Source organism: Escherichia sp. E4702, from assembly GCF_963883545.1.
Lineage (GTDB): Bacteria > Pseudomonadota > Gammaproteobacteria > Enterobacterales > Enterobacteriaceae > Escherichia.
In genome coordinates this window covers 1-17,891 of sequence record NZ_CAWORF010000003.1, presented here as the reverse complement: position 1 = coordinate 17,891, position 17,891 = coordinate 1, and the positions used below count along the sequence as shown (strand labels likewise).

The following is a 17,891-nucleotide window of genomic DNA, read 5'->3' as shown; positions in this document are numbered from 1 at the left end:
TATCCTTGCCTGATTAACGTTTTCCGCTGTGCAACCAGAACGGTTCCTGATTGTTTGCCTCATTACGGAAATGTTCAATTTCAATGCGTTGCCCGGTCGCAATAGCGTGATGCAGCCCCTGCCAGTTCTCCAGCCAGGCTTGCGCGACGACAGGATCGTAGTAACCCGCCAGCAACAGTATTGAGTCAATGTCACGTGTCAGGCGTGGCAACTGGTCACGGTAGCGATCGCCCAGCGGCTGGCAAAAAACGCTTTTCAGTTCAGCAGCATGGCGGGAAAGATGGATATCGGCAAAGCGTTTGAAGGAATCGCTGATTTTGCCCTGCGCTTTGGCATCTAAAAACGGCTGCCAGGCTTTGCTTACCAGCCATTCGGTCAACGCCAGTTTCGCCATTGCCGTTTCGGTAGAATAGACCGCCGTCACGGCAGAAACCGCAGAAGCAATGGTCGCCTCGCATTGAGTCAGCAGATCACGTAAGTGAGTGCTCGCTTTACGCGGCACGATACCGCCGAACAGCATCAGAGTATGGCGAACCAGGCCGATTGCTGCCAGCACCTGCTCTTTCGCCGCCTCGTTGCCGCGTATCCACAACTCTTCATGGTACTGCCATTGCGCTAACGCCAGCTCGAGCGCCGCTTCCAGTCCCTGTTCCACATCGGCTTTTGCCGCAACATGCAAAATGGTGGTGGGTTTGATTTCACGCGCGGGATTTCCCTGCGCCAGATGATAGCCACGCGCCGCCTTGCTCAGGCTGCCCTGGCGTAAACCAGTTTGCGATACCAGTTGGTTTGCCAGTTTCAGCACCGCGCGCGTTTCGCCGCGAAGTAGTTCCAGTTCCAGCTCGCAGATAGGTTCAGCAAATTCTCCGGCTTTCACCTCGCCCTGATCGAGGGCGATTTCAATCCGACTGCCATCGATCTCCACCAGCCATTTTTCGCGATAAAAATCGGTGCTGAACAGCGGTTGTACGCGGGAAGCGAGATCGGCAGGTAACTCGCCGTTCGGCCAGACTTCCGTCGGCAACTGCGCCAGGTCGAGCGTCGGTTCGTTCAACGCCACGTTATATTCCGGGCGCTGGTGTAAACCGCCAGTCACTCGCCCGGCGACTTTCATCGTCATTTCATAGCGACCATTTTCGCCACGAATACGCAAGCCCATATCGTGCCCACGCAGCCAGTTATCCGGCGTTTCGTAGTAAATATTCAGCAACTGCACGGGGTCATGGTGCTCGCCGCCCAGCGTATTGAGATGGTCACGCAACGCCTCAACGGCACTGTGATTAACAATAAACTTTAATTCGATTTCCTGAGCCATGGCCTTTACTTATCCGGTTATGTCACATTAGTGACGATGAACGGCGAACTTAATGCGATCTTTTTTGTCAGTAGATAGTATTTTGCGCCAAATTGCCATGCAACGGGCAATTTGACGGGCGTAAAAGATTGAAGCTGTGGCAAGACCTGACACAGAGGATTCCGATTGATAGCGAATGCTTTGCGTAGCGACACTGATGCCACTACTATCGTTCCACTTTTCCCAGACAATAACGACAGCCTGATGCCAAAATTACGCCTGATCGGATTAACTATACTTGCACTTAGCGCCACTGCCGTCTCGCACGCCGAAGAAAAGCGCTATGTTTCTGACGAACTGAACACCTGGGTCCGCAGCGGTCCGGGGGATAATTATCGCCTCGTGGGCACAGTTAACGCGGGCGAGGAAGTAACCTTATTACAAACTGACGCCAACACCAATTATGCCCAGGTGAAAGACAGCTCCGGCCGTACCGCCTGGATCCCGTTAAAAGAACTTAATACCGAGCCAAGCCTGCGCACTCGTGTACCGGTGCTGGAAAATCAGGTCAAAACGCTGACCGATAAGCTCACCAATATTGATAACACCTGGAATCAGCGCACTGCTGAAATGCAGCAAAAAGTGGCGCAAAGTGACAGCGTGATCAACGGGTTAAAAGAAGAAAATCAGAAGCTGAAAAACGAGCTGATTGTCGCCCAGAAAAAGGTCGATGCCGCCAGCGTGCAGTTAGATGACAAACAGCGCACCATCATCATGCAATGGTTTATGTATGGCGGCGGCGTGCTGGGTCTTGGATTGCTGCTCGGACTGGTATTACCGCACCTGATCCCAACGCGCAAACGCAAAGATCGCTGGATGAACTAAATCGCCTTCTTCGTTGCACTGTCTTATTATTAGGAATTGTGTATTTGACGAAGGGAAGATGGCGTGAAGATTTATCTGGTCGGTGGTGCGGTACGGGATGCATTGTTAGGGCTACCGGTCAAAGACAGAGATTGGGTGGTTGTCGGCAGCACGCCACAGGAGATGCTCGACGCGGGCTACCAGCAGGTAGGCCGCGATTTTCCTGTTTTTCTGCATCCGCAAACGCATGAAGAGTATGCGCTGGCACGTACCGAACGGAAATCCGGTTCCGGTTACACCGGTTTTACCTGCTATGCCGCACCGGATGTCACGCTGGAAGATGATCTTAAGCGTCGCGATCTGACCATTAATGCGCTGGCCCAGGACGATGACGGCGAGATTATCGACCCGTACAACGGTCTGGGCGATCTGCAAAATCGTCTGTTACGCCATGTTTCCCCCGCTTTTGGCGAGGATCCGCTACGCGTGCTGCGCGTGGCGCGTTTTGCTGCGCGTTATGCCCACCTCGGTTTTCGTATTGCTGATGAAACCCTGGCGCTGATGCGCGAGATGACTCACGCGGGCGAACTGGAACACCTGACGCCTGAACGAGTGTGGAAAGAGACGGAAAGCGCCCTCACCACCCGCAATCCACAAGTGTTCTTCCAGGTGCTGCGCGATTGCGGCGCACTGCGCGTTTTATTCCCGGAAATTGACGCCCTGTTCGGCGTTCCGGCCCCCGCCAAATGGCATCCGGAAATCGACACCGGGATTCATACCTTAATGACGCTCTCCATGGCGGCGATGCTAAGTCCGCAGGTCGATGTGCGTTTCGCGACGTTATGCCACGATCTCGGTAAAGGACTGACGCCGCCAGAGCTTTGGCCACGTCATCATGGACATGGCCCGGCAGGTGTTAAGTTGGTGGAACAACTATGCCAGCGTCTGCGCGTGCCAAATGAAATTCGCGATTTAGCCAAACTGGTGGCTGAGTTTCACGATCTCATTCACACCTTCCCGATGCTGAACCCGAAAACCATCGTTAAATTATTTGATTCCATTGATGCCTGGCGTAAACCGCAGCGTGTTGAGCAACTGGCGCTGACCAGCGAAGCTGACGTGCGCGGCAGAACCGGTTTTGAATCGGCGGACTACCCGCAAGGCCGCTGGTTGCGCGAAGCCTGGGAAGTGGCGCAGTCAGTGCCGACAAAAGCCGTCGTTGAAGCAGGATTTAAAGGTGTAGAGATTCGCGAAGAGCTGACCCGCCGCCGAATTGCAGCGGTAGCCAGCTGGAAGGAACAGCGTTGCCCAAAGCCTGAGTGAGTGTTGGGCATTTTGCCGGATGCGACGTGAACGCCTTATCCGGCTACATGTCAACGACGGTTGTAGGCCTGATAAGACGCGCGAGCGTCGCATCAGGCGTTGATTGCCGGATGCGGCGTGAACGCCTTATCCGGCCTACGCAATCGTGGACAATTCCAGGCATCCGACACTATTCTTCACATCAAAAGAACACGACGTACACCGCAGCCGCCACAATAAAGCGATAAATGGCGAATGGGATAAACGAAATCCGCTTAATTAATTGCAGGAAGGTTTTAATCGCTATCAGCGCCACTACGAAGGCAGTGATAAACCCAACGGCAAACATCGGGATATCGCCGGTTGTCAGGAAGCCCCAGCTTTTGTAGAGATCGAGCGCCGTTGCGCCCATCATCATCGGCACCGCCAACAGGAACGAGAACTCGGAAGCAGCGTAACGGCTCACCCCCATCAGCATCCCACCTGAAATGGTCGCCCCGGAGCGAGAGAATCCTGGCCACAGCGCCAGACACTGGAAGCAGCCAATCATAAACGCCTGGCGATAGGTCATATCATCCAGACCCGGCGCACGCGGCTCTTTCGGCTTCAGGCATTCGGCGGCAATCAGCAACAAACCGCCGACAACCAGCGCATACATGACATTTATCGGGTTAAACAATGATTTAATCGTGTCGTGGAACAACAGCCCCAGTACCACCGCCGGAATCATCCCCAGCAAAATGTGGATCAGCGTTAAACGACCTTTGCTTTCTCCTTCGTGCTGCAACGGGCGACCAAAGTGAATGCCAATCAGGCCAAACAGACGCCGCCAGAACATGACAACCACTGCCAGAATTGATCCTAACTGGATCACGACTTCAAAGGTTTTCGCCGTGTCGCCCTCAAACCCCAACAAGTGACCGACAATAATCATATGGCCCGTGCTGGATACCGGCAGAAATTCTGTCAATCCTTCGACCACACCCAATATTGCCGCTATCAGCAGCGAGTGCATATCGCTCATCAATAAACCCCTAAATTATTAAAATGTACCGCTTGTCCGAACTACTGCAGTATGACCAGGTTATAACCGTTTGGTTTAACAGCTGTAAAATTAATTATTTTCTTTCAGATTATTGCCACGCTCAATGATGACGCCAACATTCGCCGCCCGCGCCACTGCGCCTGGCTTGCTAAGTTTGATGCGAACCCACGGCGAATTAAAGCGAGTTAACAGCAGTTCCGCCACCTCTTCCGCCACGCGTTCCACCAGTGCAAAACGCGCCCCTTCGACGTGGCTGACTACCGTTTCTGCAATGTCAGCGTAACTGAGGCAATCCGCCACATCATCACTTTTCGCCGCTTTACGGTTATCCCACGCCATTTCGATATCGAACACCAGCTTCTGTTCGATGGTCTGTTCCCAGTCGTAAACACCAATAGTGGTGATTACCGAAAGTTGCTCTATAAATACAATATCCATCACGTCCTGCCTGCTTTTTGGCTAACCGGATACCACTTCCGGCGAAATGTGCGTATTATCCACAGATTCATCGTTGAACACGAATTTTCAAAACGGAACAGCTTATGAGTGCAATCGCGCCTGGAATGATCCTCATCGCGTACCTCTGCGGCTCCATTTCCAGTGCCATTCTGGTTTGCCGCCTTTGTGGCTTGCCCGACCCGCGAACCAGCGGCTCCGGTAATCCTGGCGCGACCAACGTTTTACGCATGGGTGGCAAAGGGGCAGCCGTAGCAGTGCTGATCTTTGACGTCCTAAAAGGTATGTTGCCTGTCTGGGGAGCATATGAATTAGGCGTCAGCCCATTTTGGCTGGGATTAATTGCGATTGCCGCCTGTCTTGGACACATCTGGCCCGTTTTCTTCGGTTTTAAAGGGGGAAAAGGCGTTGCCACCGCTTTTGGCGCTATTGCTCCGATCGGCTGGGATTTAACGGGCGTGATGGCGGGGACCTGGCTGCTTACCGTGCTATTGAGTGGATATTCGTCGCTGGGGGCGATTGTCAGCGCGCTGATTGCTCCGTTTTATGTCTGGTGGTTCAAGCCACAATTCACCTTCCCGGTTTCGATGCTCTCTTGCCTGATCCTGCTGCGTCATCATGACAACATCCAGCGTCTGTGGCGTCATCAGGAGACAAAAATCTGGACGAAATTCAAAAGAAAGCGCGAAAAGGATCCCGAGTGATTTCTCGCGAGTCTACATAACCTGATAGCCTTCGTCGGGCTTGCCCAGCCGTTGCTGGCACCATGCCGCCAGAAATTCCACGCAGACACGTAATTTCATGCTGCGATAGAGCGGCTCCCGGTAAACAGCCCAGATATTGGCGCTTTGCGCATACTCCGGCAATACTCGCACCAGTTTACCACTCTCCAGAAACGGCAACACATCCCACTCGGAACGCAGCATAATCCCTTTGCCCTCCAGCGCCCATTGCAGCACAATCTCGCCGCTGTTGGAGGAAAGATGCCCACTAACCTTCACCGATTTTTTCTCCTGACCGTTCCCCAACTCCCATATTCCATGGGTCATATCGCGCTCTTTGGTCACCAGACAGTCATGACGACTTAATTCCTGTAAGGATTGTGGCTGCGGATATTTTTGCAGATACTCAGGTGCGGCGCATAATATTCTTTTATTTTTCGTTAACAGATGCGCGATATAATAATCAGGAATTTCGTCATTAATACGAATATCCAGATCAATATTATCCTGCACTAAATCAATTTGCCGATCGAACAATTCAAAATGCACCTGTAATTCAGGGTAATTGCGCATCAGTTCGGTAATGGCTGGCGCAATATAACTGCGCCCAAAGCCAAAGCTGCAACCAATACGAATCATCCCCTCCGGGCGCGTTTTGATTTGCGTGACGTCATCGACCAGTCGCTGATATTGGGTGAGGATTTCCAGCGCATGTTCGTAACAACGTTGGCCACTTTCAGTCAGCGCCACGCCGCGAGCAGAGCGGTTCAGCAGTGTGGTTGCCAACGTATTTTCAAGGATTTGGATCCGCTTGGTGACAAATGCAGGCGTTTGCCCAAGCGTTGCCGCAGCGGCGCTAAAACTCCCGCTATGGACGATTTCCACCAGTACCTGCAAGTCTTTGGCTAAAGGCCAGCTATTTAGCATTGTTAAATATCCGCAGTTTTGATAAACGCAGTGTATTTCGCAAAACATTGCTATTCCCTGCTCTGGCGCAATATTCGTTCTTATTTTCGTGTTGATTAACGAACTGTTAATTACATATTCACGGTGGCAAAAAATATAAAACCACATTTTTAGTGGTAGTTTGTGGCGGTGAATTTTTCCAGACAAATACATAAACTGGAGTTGCCATGATGAGCGAATGTAATAAGCAACAGGCAGTGAAAAAGTTGACGGATATTGTCGCTAACTTTACCGCCATGATTTCTACCCGAATGCCCGATGACGTGGTGGACAAACTAAAACAGCTAAAGGATGCCGAAACGTCGTCGATGGGAAAAATCATCTACCACACGATGTTCGACAACATGCAAAAAGCGATCGACCTGAATCGTCCTGCCTGTCAGGACACCGGGGAGATTATGTTCTTCGTTAAAGTCGGTTCCCGCTTCCCGCTGCTTGGCGAGCTGCAAAGCATTCTTAAGCAAGCTGTGGAAGAAGCAACCGTCAAAGCGCCACTGCGTCACAACGCGGTGGAAATTTTTGACGAAGTAAACACCGGCAAAAATACCGGCAGCGGCGTACCGTGGGTTACCTGGGACATCATTCCCGACGGTGACGATGCGGAAATCGAAGTTTACATGGCAGGCGGCGGCTGCACGCTACCTGGCCGCTCGAAAGTGTTAATGCCGTCGGAAGGCTACGAAGGCGTGGTGAAATTCGTTTTCGAAAATATCTCCACTCTCGCTGTAAACGCCTGTCCGCCAGTACTGGTAGGCGTGGGCATCGCTACCTCAGTAGAAACCGCCGCCGTACTCTCGCGTAAAGCCATTTTGCGCCCGATTGGCAGCCGCCATCCCAATCCAAAAGCGGCAGAGCTGGAGCTACGCCTGGAAGAAGGACTCAACCGTCTGGGGATTGGTCCACAGGGGCTGACTGGCAACAGTTCAGTGATGGGCGTACATATCGAATCTGCCGCCCGCCATCCGTCAACCATCGGCGTTGCTGTCTCTACCGGCTGCTGGGCACATCGCCGCGGCACGCTGCTGGTTCATGCCGATCTCTCCTTTGAAAATCTGTCTCACACCCGGAGCGCGTTATGAAAAAGATCCTGACAACCCCGATCAAAGCTGAAGATCTGCAAGATATTCGCGTCGGCGATGTGATCTACCTGACCGGTACGCTGGTGACCTGCCGTGACGTTTGTCACCGCCGCTTGATCGAACTCAAACGTCCGATCCCTTACGATCTCAACGGCAAAGCGATTTTCCACGCTGGCCCCATCGTGCGCAAAAACGGCGACAAATGGGAGATGGTTTCCGTCGGCCCGACAACCAGTATGCGTATGGAAAGTTTTGAACGTGAATTTATCGAGCAGACCGGCGTGAAACTGGTGGTTGGCAAAGGTGGAATGGGGCCGCTGACCGAAGAAGGCTGCCAGAAATTCAAGGCGTTACATGTGATTTTCCCGGCTGGCTGCGCGGTACTGGCGGCAACCCAGGTGGAAGAGATTGAAGAAGTGCACTGGACAGAGCTCGGGATGCCGGAGTCGCTGTGGGTCTGCCGGGTCAAAGAGTTCGGCCCGCTGATTGTCTCTATTGATACCCACGGCAACAACCTGATAGCCGAAAACAAAAAGCTGTTCGCCGAACGCCGCGATCCCATCGTGGAAGAGATCTGCGAGCACGTCCATTACATCAAATAACCCTCCCGGAGAGGCTCGCCCCTCTCCTTTTTCGCAGGCATAACACGATGAAACCTTCCACTGAATGGTGGCGATACCTTGCGCCGCTGGCGGTCATCGCCATTATTGCTCTACTTCCGGTTCCCGCAGGGCTGGAGAGTCATACCTGGCTCTACTTTGCCGTTTTTACTGGCGTGATCGTTGGGCTGATCCTCGAACCCGTGCCGGGTGCCGTGGTGGCGATGGTGGGTATATCCATCATCGCCATTCTTTCGCCGTGGCTGCTGTTTAGCCCGGAGCAGCTCGCCCAGCCAGGCTTTAAATTCACTGCAAAATCCCTCTCGTGGGCGGTTTCCGGTTTTTCTAATTCGGTTATCTGGCTGATTTTCGCCGCCTTTATGTTTGGTACGGGCTATGAAAAAACCGGGCTGGGGCGACGTATCGCGCTGATTCTGGTGAAAAAGATGGGGCATCGCACGCTGTTTCTCGGCTATGCGGTGATGTTCTCCGAGCTGATCCTGGCACCTGTAACACCGTCCAACTCGGCGCGTGGTGCGGGGATTATCTATCCCATCATCCGTAACCTGCCGCCGCTCTATCAATCACAACCAAACGACAGCAGTTCGCGCAGTATTGGCTCGTACATCATGTGGATGGGGATTGTTGCCGACTGCGTGACCAGCGCCATTTTCCTGACGGCGATGGCTCCTAACTTGCTGTTAATTGGACTGATGAAAAGCGCATCTCACGCCACGCTGAGTTGGGGCGACTGGTTCCTCGGGATGTTGCCGCTCAGTATTTTACTGGCCCTGCTGGTTCCCTGGCTGGCTTACGTGCTGTACCCGCCTGTACTGAAGTCAGGCGATCAGGTGCCGCGCTGGGCAGAGACGGAACTACAGGCAATGGGCCCGCTCTGTTCGCGTGAAAAACGGATGCTGGGGCTGATGGTAGGCGCGCTGGTGCTGTGGATTTTCGGCGGTGATTATATCGATGCCGCGATGGTCGGTTACAGCGTGGTAGCACTGATGCTGCTTCTGCGCATTATCTGCTGGGACGATATTGTCAGTAATAAAGCGGCGTGGAACGTTTTCTTCTGGCTGGCATCACTCATCACCCTTGCCACCGGGCTCAACAACACCGGTTTTATTAGCTGGTTTGGCAAACTGTTAGCAGGCAGCTTAAGTGGTTATTCGCCGACGATGGTGATGGTGGCGTTGATTGTGGTCTTTTATCTGCTGCGCTACTTTTTTGCCAGTGCTACGGCGTATACCTCTGCTCTCGCACCGATGATGATTGCCGCTGCGCTGGCGATGCCGGGAATCCCGTTGCCGGTGTTCTGCCTGATGGTTGGCGCGGCAATTGGTCTGGGGAGCATTCTTACACCATACGCCACCGGACCCAGTCCGATTTACTACGGTAGTGGTTATCTGCCAACGGTGGATTACTGGCGACTGGGGGCGATTTTTGGGCTGATATTCCTCGTGTTGCTGGTGATTACCGGCTTACTGTGGATGCCCGTGGTGTTGCTTTAAGTAAGGACGGTGCCGGAAGTAACTCTCCGGCACCCAATAGTTTTACGCAGCCGGTAACTCCGCCAGCGGCCAGCGCGGACGCACGCTAACGCCGAGATCCGCCGTCGCGCCTGCTTTAAACCGCACCATTCCGGCATAGGCGATCATCGCGCCGTTATCAGTACAAAACTCCGGACGCGCGTAGAACACTTCGCCACGACGCTTTTTCATCATTTCCGCCAGTTTCGCCCGCAGCGTGCGGTTAGCACTCACGCCGCCCGCCATGACCAGTCGCTTAAAGCCCGTCTGATCCAGCGCTCGCTTACACTTAATCATCAACGTATCGACCACCGCATCTTCAAAAGCGCGGGCGATATCAGCACGCGTCTGGTCGTCGGTGCCGTTGTCACGAATGGTATTTGCCGCGAAGGTTTTCAAGCCAGAGAAGCTGAAATCCAACCCCGGACGGTCGGTCATCGGACGTGGAAAGACAAAGCGCCCGGCAGTACCCTGAGCCGCCATTTTCGACAGTAACGGTCCGCCAGGATAATCCAGCCCCAGCAGCTTTGCAGTTTTATCAAACGCTTCCCCGGCGGCATCATCAATAGACTCGCCGAGCAGCTCGTACTGCCCAATGCCAGTCACGCTGATTAACTGCGTATGACCGCCGGAAACCAGCAGCGCGACAAACGGAAATTCTGGCGGGTTATCTTCCAGCATCGGCGCTAACAGATGCCCTTCCATATGGTGTACCGGGATCGCCGGAACGTCCCAGGCAAACGCCAGAGAACGCCCCACGGTCGCGCCAACCAGCAGCGCGCCGACTAATCCAGGACCTGCGGTATAGGCCACAGCGTCAATGTCTTTTGCCGTTAAACCAGACTCCTTCAGCGCCGCCTGGATCAACGGTACGGTTTTACGCACGTGATCGCGGGAAGCCAGTTCAGGCACTACACCGCCGTAGTCAGCGTGCAATTTCACCTGACTATACAATTGGTTGGCTAACAACCCTTTTTCATCGTCGTAAATGGCGATGCCAGTTTCATCGCAGGAAGTTTCAATACCCAGTACACGCATGACTTGTTTTACCTCGCTTTATTACCGCGCAGTGTAGGACCAATGCGGGTTGATGTAAAACTTTGTTCGCCCCTGGAGAAAGCCTCGTGTATACTCCCCACCCTTATAAAAGTCCCTTTCAAAAGAGGCCGCGGTGCTTTACAAAGCAGCAGCAATTGCAGTAAAATTCCGCACCATTTTGAAATAAGCTGGCGTTGATGCCAGCGGCAAACCGAATTAATCAAAGGTGAGAGGCACATGCCGGTAATTAAAGTACGTGAAAACGAGCCGTTCGACGTAGCTCTGCGTCGCTTCAAGCGTTCCTGCGAAAAAGCAGGTGTTCTGGCGGAAGTTCGTCGTCGTGAGTTCTATGAAAAACCGACTACCGAACGTAAGCGCGCTAAAGCTTCTGCAGTGAAACGTCACGCGAAGAAACTGGCTCGCGAAAACGCACGCCGCACTCGTCTGTACTAATTCCCCGAGAGCGTTGCTCTCCGATCAGACCGAGTTGTAGTTGTAAGGCCGTGCTTCCGAAAGGAATGCGCGGCTTATTTTCGTTTATGAATTGCTAAAAATCGGGGCCTATGGCTGGACGAATCCCACGCGTATTCATTAATGATCTGCTGGCACGCACCGACATCGTCGATCTGATCGATGCCCGTGTGAAGCTGAAAAAGCAGGGCAAGAATTTTCACGCGTGTTGTCCATTCCACAACGAGAAAACCCCGTCATTCACCGTTAACGGTGAGAAACAGTTTTACCACTGCTTTGGATGTGGCGCGCACGGCAACGCGATCGACTTCCTGATGAACTACGACAAGCTCGAGTTCGTCGAAACGGTCGAAGAGCTGGCTGCAATGCACAATCTTGAAGTGCCATTTGAAGCAGGCAGCGGCCCCAGCCAGATAGAGCGCCATCAACGGCAAACGCTTTATCAGTTGATGGACGGTCTGAATACGTTTTACCAACAATCTTTACAGCAACCTGTTGCTATGTCTGCGCGCCAGTATCTGGAAAAACGCGGATTAAGCCACGAGGTTATCGCCCGCTTTGCGATTGGTTTTGCGCCCCCCGGCTGGGACAACGTCCTGAAACGGTTTGGCGGCAATCCAGAAAATCGTCAGTCATTGATTGATGCGGGCATGTTGGTCACTAACGATCAAGGTCGCAGTTACGATCGTTTCCGCGAGCGGGTGATGTTCCCTATTCGCGATAAACGCGGTCGGGTGATTGGTTTTGGCGGGCGCGTGCTGGGCAACGATACCCCTAAATACCTGAACTCGCCGGAAACGGACATTTTCCATAAAGGCCGCCAGCTTTACGGTCTTTATGAAGCGCAGCAGGATAACGCTGAACCCAATCGTCTGCTTGTGGTCGAAGGCTATATGGACGTAGTGGCGCTGGCGCAATACGGCATTAATTACGCCGTTGCGTCGCTGGGTACGTCAACCACTGCCGATCACATACAGCTGTTGTTCCGCGCAACCAACAATGTCATTTGCTGTTATGACGGCGACCGCGCAGGTCGCGATGCCGCCTGGCGAGCGCTGGAAACGGCGCTGCCTTACATGACAGACGGTCGTCAGCTACGTTTTATGTTTTTGCCTGATGGCGAAGACCCTGACACGCTGGTACGAAAAGAAGGTAAAGAGGCGTTTGAAGCGCGGATGGAGCAGGCGATGCCGCTCTCCGCATTTCTGTTTAACAGCCTGATGCCGCAAGTTGATCTGAGCACCCCAGACGGGCGCGCGCGTTTGAGTACTCTGGCACTGCCATTGATATCGCAGGTGCCGGGCGAAACGCTGCGAATATATCTTCGTCAGGAATTAGGCAATAAGTTAGGCATACTTGATGACAGCCAGCTTGAACGATTAATGCCAAAAGCGGCAGAGAGCGGCGTTTCTCGTCCTGTTCCGCAGCTAAAACGCACGACCATGCGTATACTTATAGGGTTGCTGGTGCAAAATCCAGAATTAGCGACGTTGGTCCCGCCGCTTGAGAATCTGGATGAAAATAAGCTCCCTGGACTTGGCTTATTCAGAGAACTGGTCAACACTTGTCTCTCTCAGCCAGGTCTGACCACCGGGCAACTTTTAGAGCACTATCGTGGTACAAATAATGCTGCCACCCTTGAAAAACTGTCGATGTGGGACGATATAGCAGATAAGAATATTGCTGAGCAAACCTTCACCGACTCACTCAACCATATGTTTGATTCGCTGCTTGAACTGCGTCAGGAAGAGTTAATCGCTCGTGAGCGCACGCATGGTTTAAGCAACGAAGAACGCCTGGAACTCTGGACATTGAACCAGGAACTGGCGAAAAAGTGATTTAACGGCTTAAGTGCCGAATAGCGATCGGGAAGCCCCCGACAGCCGCACTGAGAGGCAGCGGCAAATATATAAGTACGCCCTCGTAATTATCGTTGGCGGTAAACAGCCGTTGGATTTCAGCGTTAACACCTGAAGGACATCGGGTCAATCGCCCAACACCAACCTCATGAAATAAGTGTGGATACCGTCTTATGGAGCAAAACCCGCAGTCACAGCTGAAACTTCTTGTCACCCGTGGTAAGGAGCAAGGCTATCTGACCTATGCCGAGGTCAATGACCATCTGCCGGAAGATATCGTCGATTCAGATCAGATCGAAGACATCATCCAAATGATCAACGACATGGGCATTCAGGTGATGGAAGAAGCGCCGGATGCCGATGATCTGATGCTGGCTGAAAACACCGCGGACGAAGATGCTGCCGAAGCCGCCGCGCAGGTGCTTTCCAGCGTGGAATCTGAAATCGGGCGCACGACCGACCCGGTACGCATGTACATGCGTGAAATGGGCACCGTTGAACTGTTGACCCGCGAAGGCGAAATTGACATCGCTAAACGTATTGAAGACGGGATCAACCAGGTTCAATGCTCCGTTGCTGAATACCCGGAAGCGATCACCTATCTGCTGGAACAGTACGATCGTGTGGAAGCAGAAGAAGCGCGTCTGTCAGATCTGATCACCGGCTTTGTTGACCCGAACGCAGAAGAAGATCTGGCACCAACCGCCACTCACGTCGGCTCTGAGCTTTCCCAGGAAGATCTGGACGATGACGAAGATGAAGACGAAGAAGATGCTGACGACGATACCGCCGACGATGACAACAGCATCGACCCGGAACTGGCTCGTGAAAAATTTGCGGAACTGCGCGCTCAGTACGTTGTAACGCGTGACACCATCAAAGCGAAAGGTCGCAGTCACGCTGCCGCCCAGGAAGAGATCCTGAAACTGTCTGAAGTCTTCAAACAGTTCCGCTTGGTGCCGAAGCAGTTTGACTACCTGGTCAACAGTATGCGCGTCATGATGGACCGCGTTCGTACGCAAGAACGTCTGATCATGAAGCTCTGCGTTGAGCAGTGCAAAATGCCGAAGAAAAACTTCATCACCCTGTTTACCGGCAATGAAACCAGCGATACCTGGTTCAATGCGGCAATTGCGATGAACAAGCCGTGGTCGGAAAAATTGCACGATGTCTCTGAAGAAGTACATCGCGCCCTGCAGAAACTGCAGCAGATTGAAGAAGAAACCGGCCTGACTATCGAGCAGGTTAAAGATATCAACCGTCGCATGTCCATCGGCGAAGCGAAAGCCCGCCGTGCGAAGAAAGAGATGGTTGAAGCGAACTTACGTCTGGTTATTTCTATCGCCAAGAAATACACCAACCGTGGCTTGCAGTTCCTTGACCTGATTCAGGAAGGCAACATCGGTCTGATGAAAGCGGTTGATAAATTCGAATACCGCCGTGGTTACAAGTTCTCCACCTACGCAACCTGGTGGATCCGTCAGGCGATCACCCGTTCTATCGCGGATCAGGCGCGCACCATTCGTATTCCGGTGCATATGATTGAGACTATCAACAAGCTCAACCGTATTTCTCGTCAGATGCTGCAAGAGATGGGCCGCGAGCCGACGCCGGAAGAATTGGCTGAACGTATGCTGATGCCGGAAGATAAGATCCGCAAAGTGCTGAAGATCGCCAAAGAGCCAATCTCCATGGAAACGCCGATCGGTGATGATGAAGATTCGCATCTGGGGGATTTCATCGAGGATACTACCCTCGAGCTGCCGCTGGATTCTGCGACCACCGAAAGCCTGCGTGCGGCAACGCACGACGTGCTGGCTGGCCTGACCGCGCGTGAAGCGAAAGTTCTGCGTATGCGTTTCGGTATCGATATGAACACCGACCATACGCTGGAAGAAGTGGGTAAACAGTTCGACGTTACCCGCGAACGTATCCGTCAGATCGAAGCGAAGGCGCTGCGCAAACTGCGTCACCCGAGCCGTTCTGAAGTACTGCGTAGCTTCCTGGACGATTAATCGGTAGCCGGATAAAGCGTTTCCGCCGTATCCGGCACTTGTCTCTTTGCACAAACGCCACCTTTTCGGTGGCGTTTTTTATCGCCCACGCACCACCAGTGCCTGATCCAGTTCCCGATACGCCTCCACCAGCTTTTCCAGAGAAACTCGACTTAAACCGCTGGGATTTGGCAGTACCCAAATCTGCGTCGAACCAATGGTGAGCGTTTGTTTCCCCCACTGTGCGCCGCGCTGGCTGAATCCCTGCTCATAGGCCTGTTTGCCCAAAATCGCCAACGCCTGAGGCTGATAATCTTCAATTTTTTCAATCAACTTACGCCCGCCTGCGTGCAGCTCCTGCTTTGAAACTTCATTGGCTTGCACCGTTGGACGGTCAACCAGTTTGGTCACTCCACAACGATAATCCAGCAAATGCTGCGCCTCCTGCGGCTTCAACTGACGGTCGGTAAATCCGGCCTGATAAATCACCTTCCAGAAGCGATTCGCCGGATGAGCAAAAGGAAAGCCAGTATCCGCAGATGAAAGCCCCGGATTGATGCCGCAAAACACCACGCGCAACCCTGGTGCAATAATATCTTCAACCATATTAACCCCTGAACAACACAACCTGGGGAAAGTATAACGAATTGAAAACACATTGTTTATAAAAACAGCAGGCGCGCGGTAATGGCTGGATTGCGACACGGAGTTACTTTATAATCCGCTACCATGGCCCCTTAGCTCAGTGGTTAGAGCAGGCGACTCATAATCGCTTGGTCGCTGGTTCAAGTCCAGCAGGGGCCACCAAATACAGTAAAGGCTGACGAGAAATCGTCAGCCTTTTTCTTTTCATATATCAGTTACTTCGCGTGCCAGTAAGCCGCTGCGCGTACCCGTTGAGGGTCATACTGTTCCTCTTCAAAGCGACGGCTTAAATTCTTCACCACCTTCCCTTCACCGGTTATCCAGATGAAGTAATCATCGGCAGGGATTTGCATCTGCGCCAGACGCGCATCTACCGCCTGCTCATCATGCGCCAACCATTCGATATTAAAACCATCAAGGTGCGCGAGATAATCCTGACAGGCGTTATCCCGCACGCTGACCAGCGCGGTAACTTGCGGTTTAGCAGCAAGTTTGCTCAACGTTTCCAGGCGGCGGCGTAGTGCGGGCATCCCGGACTCATCGCAAAGATACAGCTGATACGCGTAATCTTCCGGCACCACCAGCGAACCGCGCGGTCCTGCCACCGTGAGTTTATCACCCGGTTGCGCCTGCATCGCCCAGCCGCTGGCGACCCCACCGTCGTGAATAAAGAAATCGATCGCCAGTTCATGGCGTTGTTCGTCATACAGCGGCGTATAGTCACGCGACGGTGGACGTGGTCCTTCCGGCCAGACGATCCCCTCTTCCGTTACCGTTGGCGGCACAAAGTGAGCGTCAGATTGAGGAAAGAAGAGTTTGCTGTGATCGTCAAAGCCGCGCGACGTAAAGCCGTCCAGCGCCTCGCCGCCGAGGACAATGCGCTGAAAACCAGCGCTGATGCGCTCAACACGTAACACAGTCAGTTCACGGAAGCGCAGATCATTGCGAACGCGCTGCGGGTAGCGGGGGGAGTTATTCATTGTTATCGCCTTCGTGATGGTAATCAGATATATCTAAATAAATTTCGCAAATGATAATGATTGCTAATCATGATAAATGCAAGCGATTTGTAGAACTGATATATCTGAAGTATGTGAAGGCATTCAGCGCCATAGCAAGGCTGCCGGATGCGGCGTGAACGCCTTATCCGGCCTGGATGTTGAGTACATCTGCGTTTAAAAATCATTTTTACACTTGCAAGAACTCTCACATCAGATATAAATTAGATATATCTAATTAAGCAAAAGGAGGCTGATATGAGCCATCATCACGAAGGGTGTTGTAAACATGAAGGCCAGCCACGCCATGAAGGCTGCTGCAAAGGTGAGAAGTCAGATCACGAGCACTGCGGACACGGTCACCAGCATGAACACGGTCAATGCTGCGGGGGGCGCCACGGTCGCGGCGGCGGTCGTCGGCAACGTTTCTTTGGTCACGGTGAATTGCGTCTGGTGATTCTGGATATTCTCTCGCGCGATGACAGCCACGGTTACGAGTTGATTAAAGCGATTGAGAATCTGACCCAGGGGAATTACACCCCAAGCCCGGGCGTCATCTACCCGACGCTGGATTTTCTGCAGGAGCAGTCGCTAATTACCATCCGCGAAGAGGAAGGCGGCAAAAAGCAGATTGCGTTGACCGAACAAGGCGCGCAGTGGCTGGAAGAAAACCGCGAACAGGTGGAGATGATTGAAGAACGCATCAAAGCGCGTTGCGTTGGTGCGGCGCTGCGCCAGAACCCGCAAATGAAGCGAGCGCTGGATAATTTTAAAGCGGTGCTGGATTTACGCGTCAATCAGAGCGACATCAGCGACGCGCAGATAAAAAAGATCATTGCGGTGATCGACCGCGCCGCGTTTGATATTACGCAACTGGATTAATCACCGATTGCCGGATGCGGCGTGAACGCCTTATCCAGCCTACGCGCCCCGTAGGCCTGATAAGATGCGCCAGCATCGCATCAGGCATCGTGCTCCAACCGCCGGATGCGGCGTGAACGCCTTATCAGCCTACACACCCCGTAGG

17 protein-coding genes and 1 tRNA gene are annotated in these 17,891 nt (G+C 53.0%); 11 read left to right on the top strand and 7 right to left on the bottom strand.

The genetic code is table 11. The features are described 5' to 3' along the window. Positions 1–13: 13 nt before the first annotated feature. A complete protein-coding gene (gene ygiF / locus AACU94_RS00610) occupies positions 14–1,315 on the bottom strand; it encodes an inorganic triphosphatase (protein WP_135488734.1) in 1,302 nt (433 codons plus the stop codon). A 243-nt stretch (positions 1,316–1,558) separates the two neighbouring features. Here ygiF and AACU94_RS00605 point away from each other — a divergent pair, with 243 nt between their 5' ends. Both AACU94_RS00605 and cca read left to right on the top strand, forming a co-directional pair. Then, complete coding sequence (locus tag AACU94_RS00605) at positions 1,559–2,179, top strand: TIGR04211 family SH3 domain-containing protein (protein ID WP_130210468.1); 621 nt, start codon at positions 1,559–1,561, stop codon at positions 2,177–2,179. 63 nt (positions 2,180–2,242) lie between these two features. Next, positions 2,243–3,481 carry a fused tRNA nucleotidyltransferase/2',3'-cyclic phosphodiesterase/2' nucleotidase/phosphatase Cca gene (gene cca, locus AACU94_RS00600; RefSeq protein WP_135410472.1) on the top strand — a complete coding sequence of 413 codons (1,239 nt, stop codon included), beginning with the start codon at positions 2,243–2,245 and terminating at the stop codon, positions 3,479–3,481. A gap of 181 nt (positions 3,482–3,662) precedes the next feature. On the opposite strand, the gene bacA is transcribed toward cca, so the two are convergent. Then, positions 3,663–4,484, bottom strand: coding sequence for an undecaprenyl-diphosphate phosphatase (bacA, locus tag AACU94_RS00595; RefSeq protein WP_001305111.1), 822 nt, complete (start codon positions 4,482–4,484; stop codon positions 3,663–3,665). A 90-nt stretch (positions 4,485–4,574) separates the two neighbouring features. Further along, on the bottom strand, positions 4,575–4,943 hold the full coding sequence (gene folB, locus AACU94_RS00590; protein WP_010347879.1) for a bifunctional dihydroneopterin aldolase/7,8-dihydroneopterin epimerase: 369 nt from the start codon (positions 4,941–4,943) through the stop codon (positions 4,575–4,577). A 104-nt stretch (positions 4,944–5,047) separates the two neighbouring features. Between folB and plsY the strand changes: the two genes are divergently transcribed. After that, positions 5,048–5,665, top strand: a complete 618-nt coding sequence (gene plsY / locus AACU94_RS00585; protein WP_130210442.1) for a glycerol-3-phosphate 1-O-acyltransferase PlsY — start codon at positions 5,048–5,050, stop codon at positions 5,663–5,665. A gap of 12 nt (positions 5,666–5,677) precedes the next feature. Here plsY and ttdR read toward each other — a convergent pair whose 3' ends face one another. Then, on the bottom strand, positions 5,678–6,610 hold the full coding sequence (ttdR, locus tag AACU94_RS00580) for an L-tartrate utilization transcriptional activator TtdR (protein WP_130218229.1): 933 nt from the start codon (positions 6,608–6,610) through the stop codon (positions 5,678–5,680). Positions 6,611–6,816: 206 nt separating this feature from the next. On the opposite strand from ttdR, the gene ttdA reads away from it, so the two are divergent. From ttdA to ttdT, 3 genes are read left to right on the top strand one after another with little or no spacing between them, the layout of a single operon-like run. After that, a complete protein-coding gene (gene ttdA / locus AACU94_RS00575; RefSeq protein WP_130223898.1) occupies positions 6,817–7,728 on the top strand; it encodes a L(+)-tartrate dehydratase subunit alpha in 912 nt (303 codons plus the stop codon). Further along, positions 7,725–8,330 (top strand): L(+)-tartrate dehydratase subunit beta, encoded by a 606-nt coding sequence (gene ttdB, locus AACU94_RS00570; protein WP_000722957.1) that lies wholly within the window; start codon positions 7,725–7,727, stop codon positions 8,328–8,330. Before ttdA ends, ttdB begins: the two co-directional genes overlap by 4 nt. A gap of 47 nt (positions 8,331–8,377) precedes the next feature. Continuing rightward, a complete protein-coding gene (gene ttdT, locus AACU94_RS00565) occupies positions 8,378–9,841 on the top strand; it encodes an L-tartrate/succinate antiporter (RefSeq protein ID WP_135488733.1) in 1,464 nt (487 codons plus the stop codon). A 42-nt stretch (positions 9,842–9,883) separates the two neighbouring features. Here the strand turns inward: ttdT and tsaD are convergent, their stop codons facing one another. Further along, positions 9,884–10,897, bottom strand: coding sequence for a tRNA (adenosine(37)-N6)-threonylcarbamoyltransferase complex transferase subunit TsaD (tsaD, locus tag AACU94_RS00560; protein ID WP_001264352.1), 1,014 nt, complete (start codon positions 10,895–10,897; stop codon positions 9,884–9,886). Between the two features lie 237 nt (positions 10,898–11,134). Here tsaD and rpsU point away from each other — a divergent pair, with 237 nt between their 5' ends. The 3 genes from rpsU to rpoD all read left to right on the top strand — a co-directional run bounded on the left by rpsU (position 11,135) and on the right by rpoD (position 15,242). Beyond that, entirely contained in the window at positions 11,135–11,350 is a 216-nt protein-coding gene (gene rpsU / locus AACU94_RS00555) for a 30S ribosomal protein S21 (protein WP_001144069.1), read from the top strand. Between the two features lie 110 nt (positions 11,351–11,460). Beyond that, positions 11,461–13,206, top strand: coding sequence for a DNA primase (gene dnaG, locus AACU94_RS00550; protein ID WP_000918810.1), 1,746 nt, complete (start codon positions 11,461–11,463; stop codon positions 13,204–13,206). Between the two features lie 194 nt (positions 13,207–13,400). Then, positions 13,401–15,242: an RNA polymerase sigma factor RpoD gene (rpoD, locus tag AACU94_RS00545; protein ID WP_130223894.1), complete on the top strand. Its 1,842-nt coding sequence runs from the start codon at positions 13,401–13,403 to the stop codon at positions 15,240–15,242. A 78-nt stretch (positions 15,243–15,320) separates the two neighbouring features. Here the strand turns inward: rpoD and mug are convergent, their stop codons facing one another. Further along, on the bottom strand, positions 15,321–15,827 hold the full coding sequence (gene mug / locus AACU94_RS00540; RefSeq protein WP_130260138.1) for a G/U mismatch-specific DNA glycosylase: 507 nt from the start codon (positions 15,825–15,827) through the stop codon (positions 15,321–15,323). Between the two features lie 125 nt (positions 15,828–15,952). Between mug and AACU94_RS00535 the strand changes: the two genes are divergently transcribed. Then, a tRNA-Ile gene (locus tag AACU94_RS00535) sits at positions 15,953–16,028 on the top strand. 53 nt (positions 16,029–16,081) lie between these two features. On the opposite strand, the gene nfeF is transcribed toward AACU94_RS00535, so the two are convergent. Further along, on the bottom strand, positions 16,082–16,846 hold the full coding sequence (nfeF, locus tag AACU94_RS00530) for an NADPH-dependent ferric chelate reductase NfeF (RefSeq protein WP_135488732.1): 765 nt from the start codon (positions 16,844–16,846) through the stop codon (positions 16,082–16,084). Positions 16,847–17,122: 276 nt separating this feature from the next. Here nfeF and nfeR point away from each other — a divergent pair, with 276 nt between their 5' ends. Then, the gene (gene nfeR / locus AACU94_RS00525; RefSeq protein WP_130218239.1) at positions 17,123–17,746 is read left to right on the top strand and encodes a DNA-binding transcriptional regulator NfeR; all 624 of its coding nucleotides are present in this window, start codon (positions 17,123–17,125) and stop codon (positions 17,744–17,746) included. The last annotated feature ends 145 nt before the right edge of the window (positions 17,747–17,891 follow it).

What these genes read in the sequence shown, in the direction of transcription:
- ygiF (WP_135488734.1), bottom strand. Translation starts at nt 1,315, where the DNA reads ATGGCTCAGGAAATCGAATTAAAGTTTATTGTTAATCACAGTGCCGTT.
- AACU94_RS00605 (WP_130210468.1), top strand. Translation starts at nt 1,559, where the DNA reads ATGCCAAAATTACGCCTGATCGGATTAACTATACTTGCACTTAGCGCC.
- bacA (WP_001305111.1), bottom strand. Translation starts at nt 4,484, where the DNA reads ATGAGCGATATGCACTCGCTGCTGATAGCGGCAATATTGGGTGTGGTC.
- folB (WP_010347879.1), bottom strand. Translation starts at nt 4,943, where the DNA reads ATGGATATTGTATTTATAGAGCAACTTTCGGTAATCACCACTATTGGT.
- plsY (WP_130210442.1), top strand. Translation starts at nt 5,048, where the DNA reads ATGAGTGCAATCGCGCCTGGAATGATCCTCATCGCGTACCTCTGCGGC.
- ttdR (WP_130218229.1), bottom strand. Translation starts at nt 6,610, where the DNA reads ATGCTAAATAGCTGGCCTTTAGCCAAAGACTTGCAGGTACTGGTGGAA.
- ttdA (WP_130223898.1), top strand. Translation starts at nt 6,817, where the DNA reads ATGATGAGCGAATGTAATAAGCAACAGGCAGTGAAAAAGTTGACGGAT.
- ttdB (WP_000722957.1), top strand. Translation starts at nt 7,725, where the DNA reads ATGAAAAAGATCCTGACAACCCCGATCAAAGCTGAAGATCTGCAAGAT.
- ttdT (WP_135488733.1), top strand. Translation starts at nt 8,378, where the DNA reads ATGAAACCTTCCACTGAATGGTGGCGATACCTTGCGCCGCTGGCGGTC.
- tsaD (WP_001264352.1), bottom strand. Translation starts at nt 10,897, where the DNA reads ATGCGTGTACTGGGTATTGAAACTTCCTGCGATGAAACTGGCATCGCC.
- rpsU (WP_001144069.1), top strand. Translation starts at nt 11,135, where the DNA reads ATGCCGGTAATTAAAGTACGTGAAAACGAGCCGTTCGACGTAGCTCTG.
- dnaG (WP_000918810.1), top strand. Translation starts at nt 11,461, where the DNA reads ATGGCTGGACGAATCCCACGCGTATTCATTAATGATCTGCTGGCACGC.
- rpoD (WP_130223894.1), top strand. Translation starts at nt 13,401, where the DNA reads ATGGAGCAAAACCCGCAGTCACAGCTGAAACTTCTTGTCACCCGTGGT.
- mug (WP_130260138.1), bottom strand. Translation starts at nt 15,827, where the DNA reads ATGGTTGAAGATATTATTGCACCAGGGTTGCGCGTGGTGTTTTGCGGC.
- nfeF (WP_135488732.1), bottom strand. Translation starts at nt 16,846, where the DNA reads ATGAATAACTCCCCCCGCTACCCGCAGCGCGTTCGCAATGATCTGCGC.
- nfeR (WP_130218239.1), top strand. Translation starts at nt 17,123, where the DNA reads ATGAGCCATCATCACGAAGGGTGTTGTAAACATGAAGGCCAGCCACGC.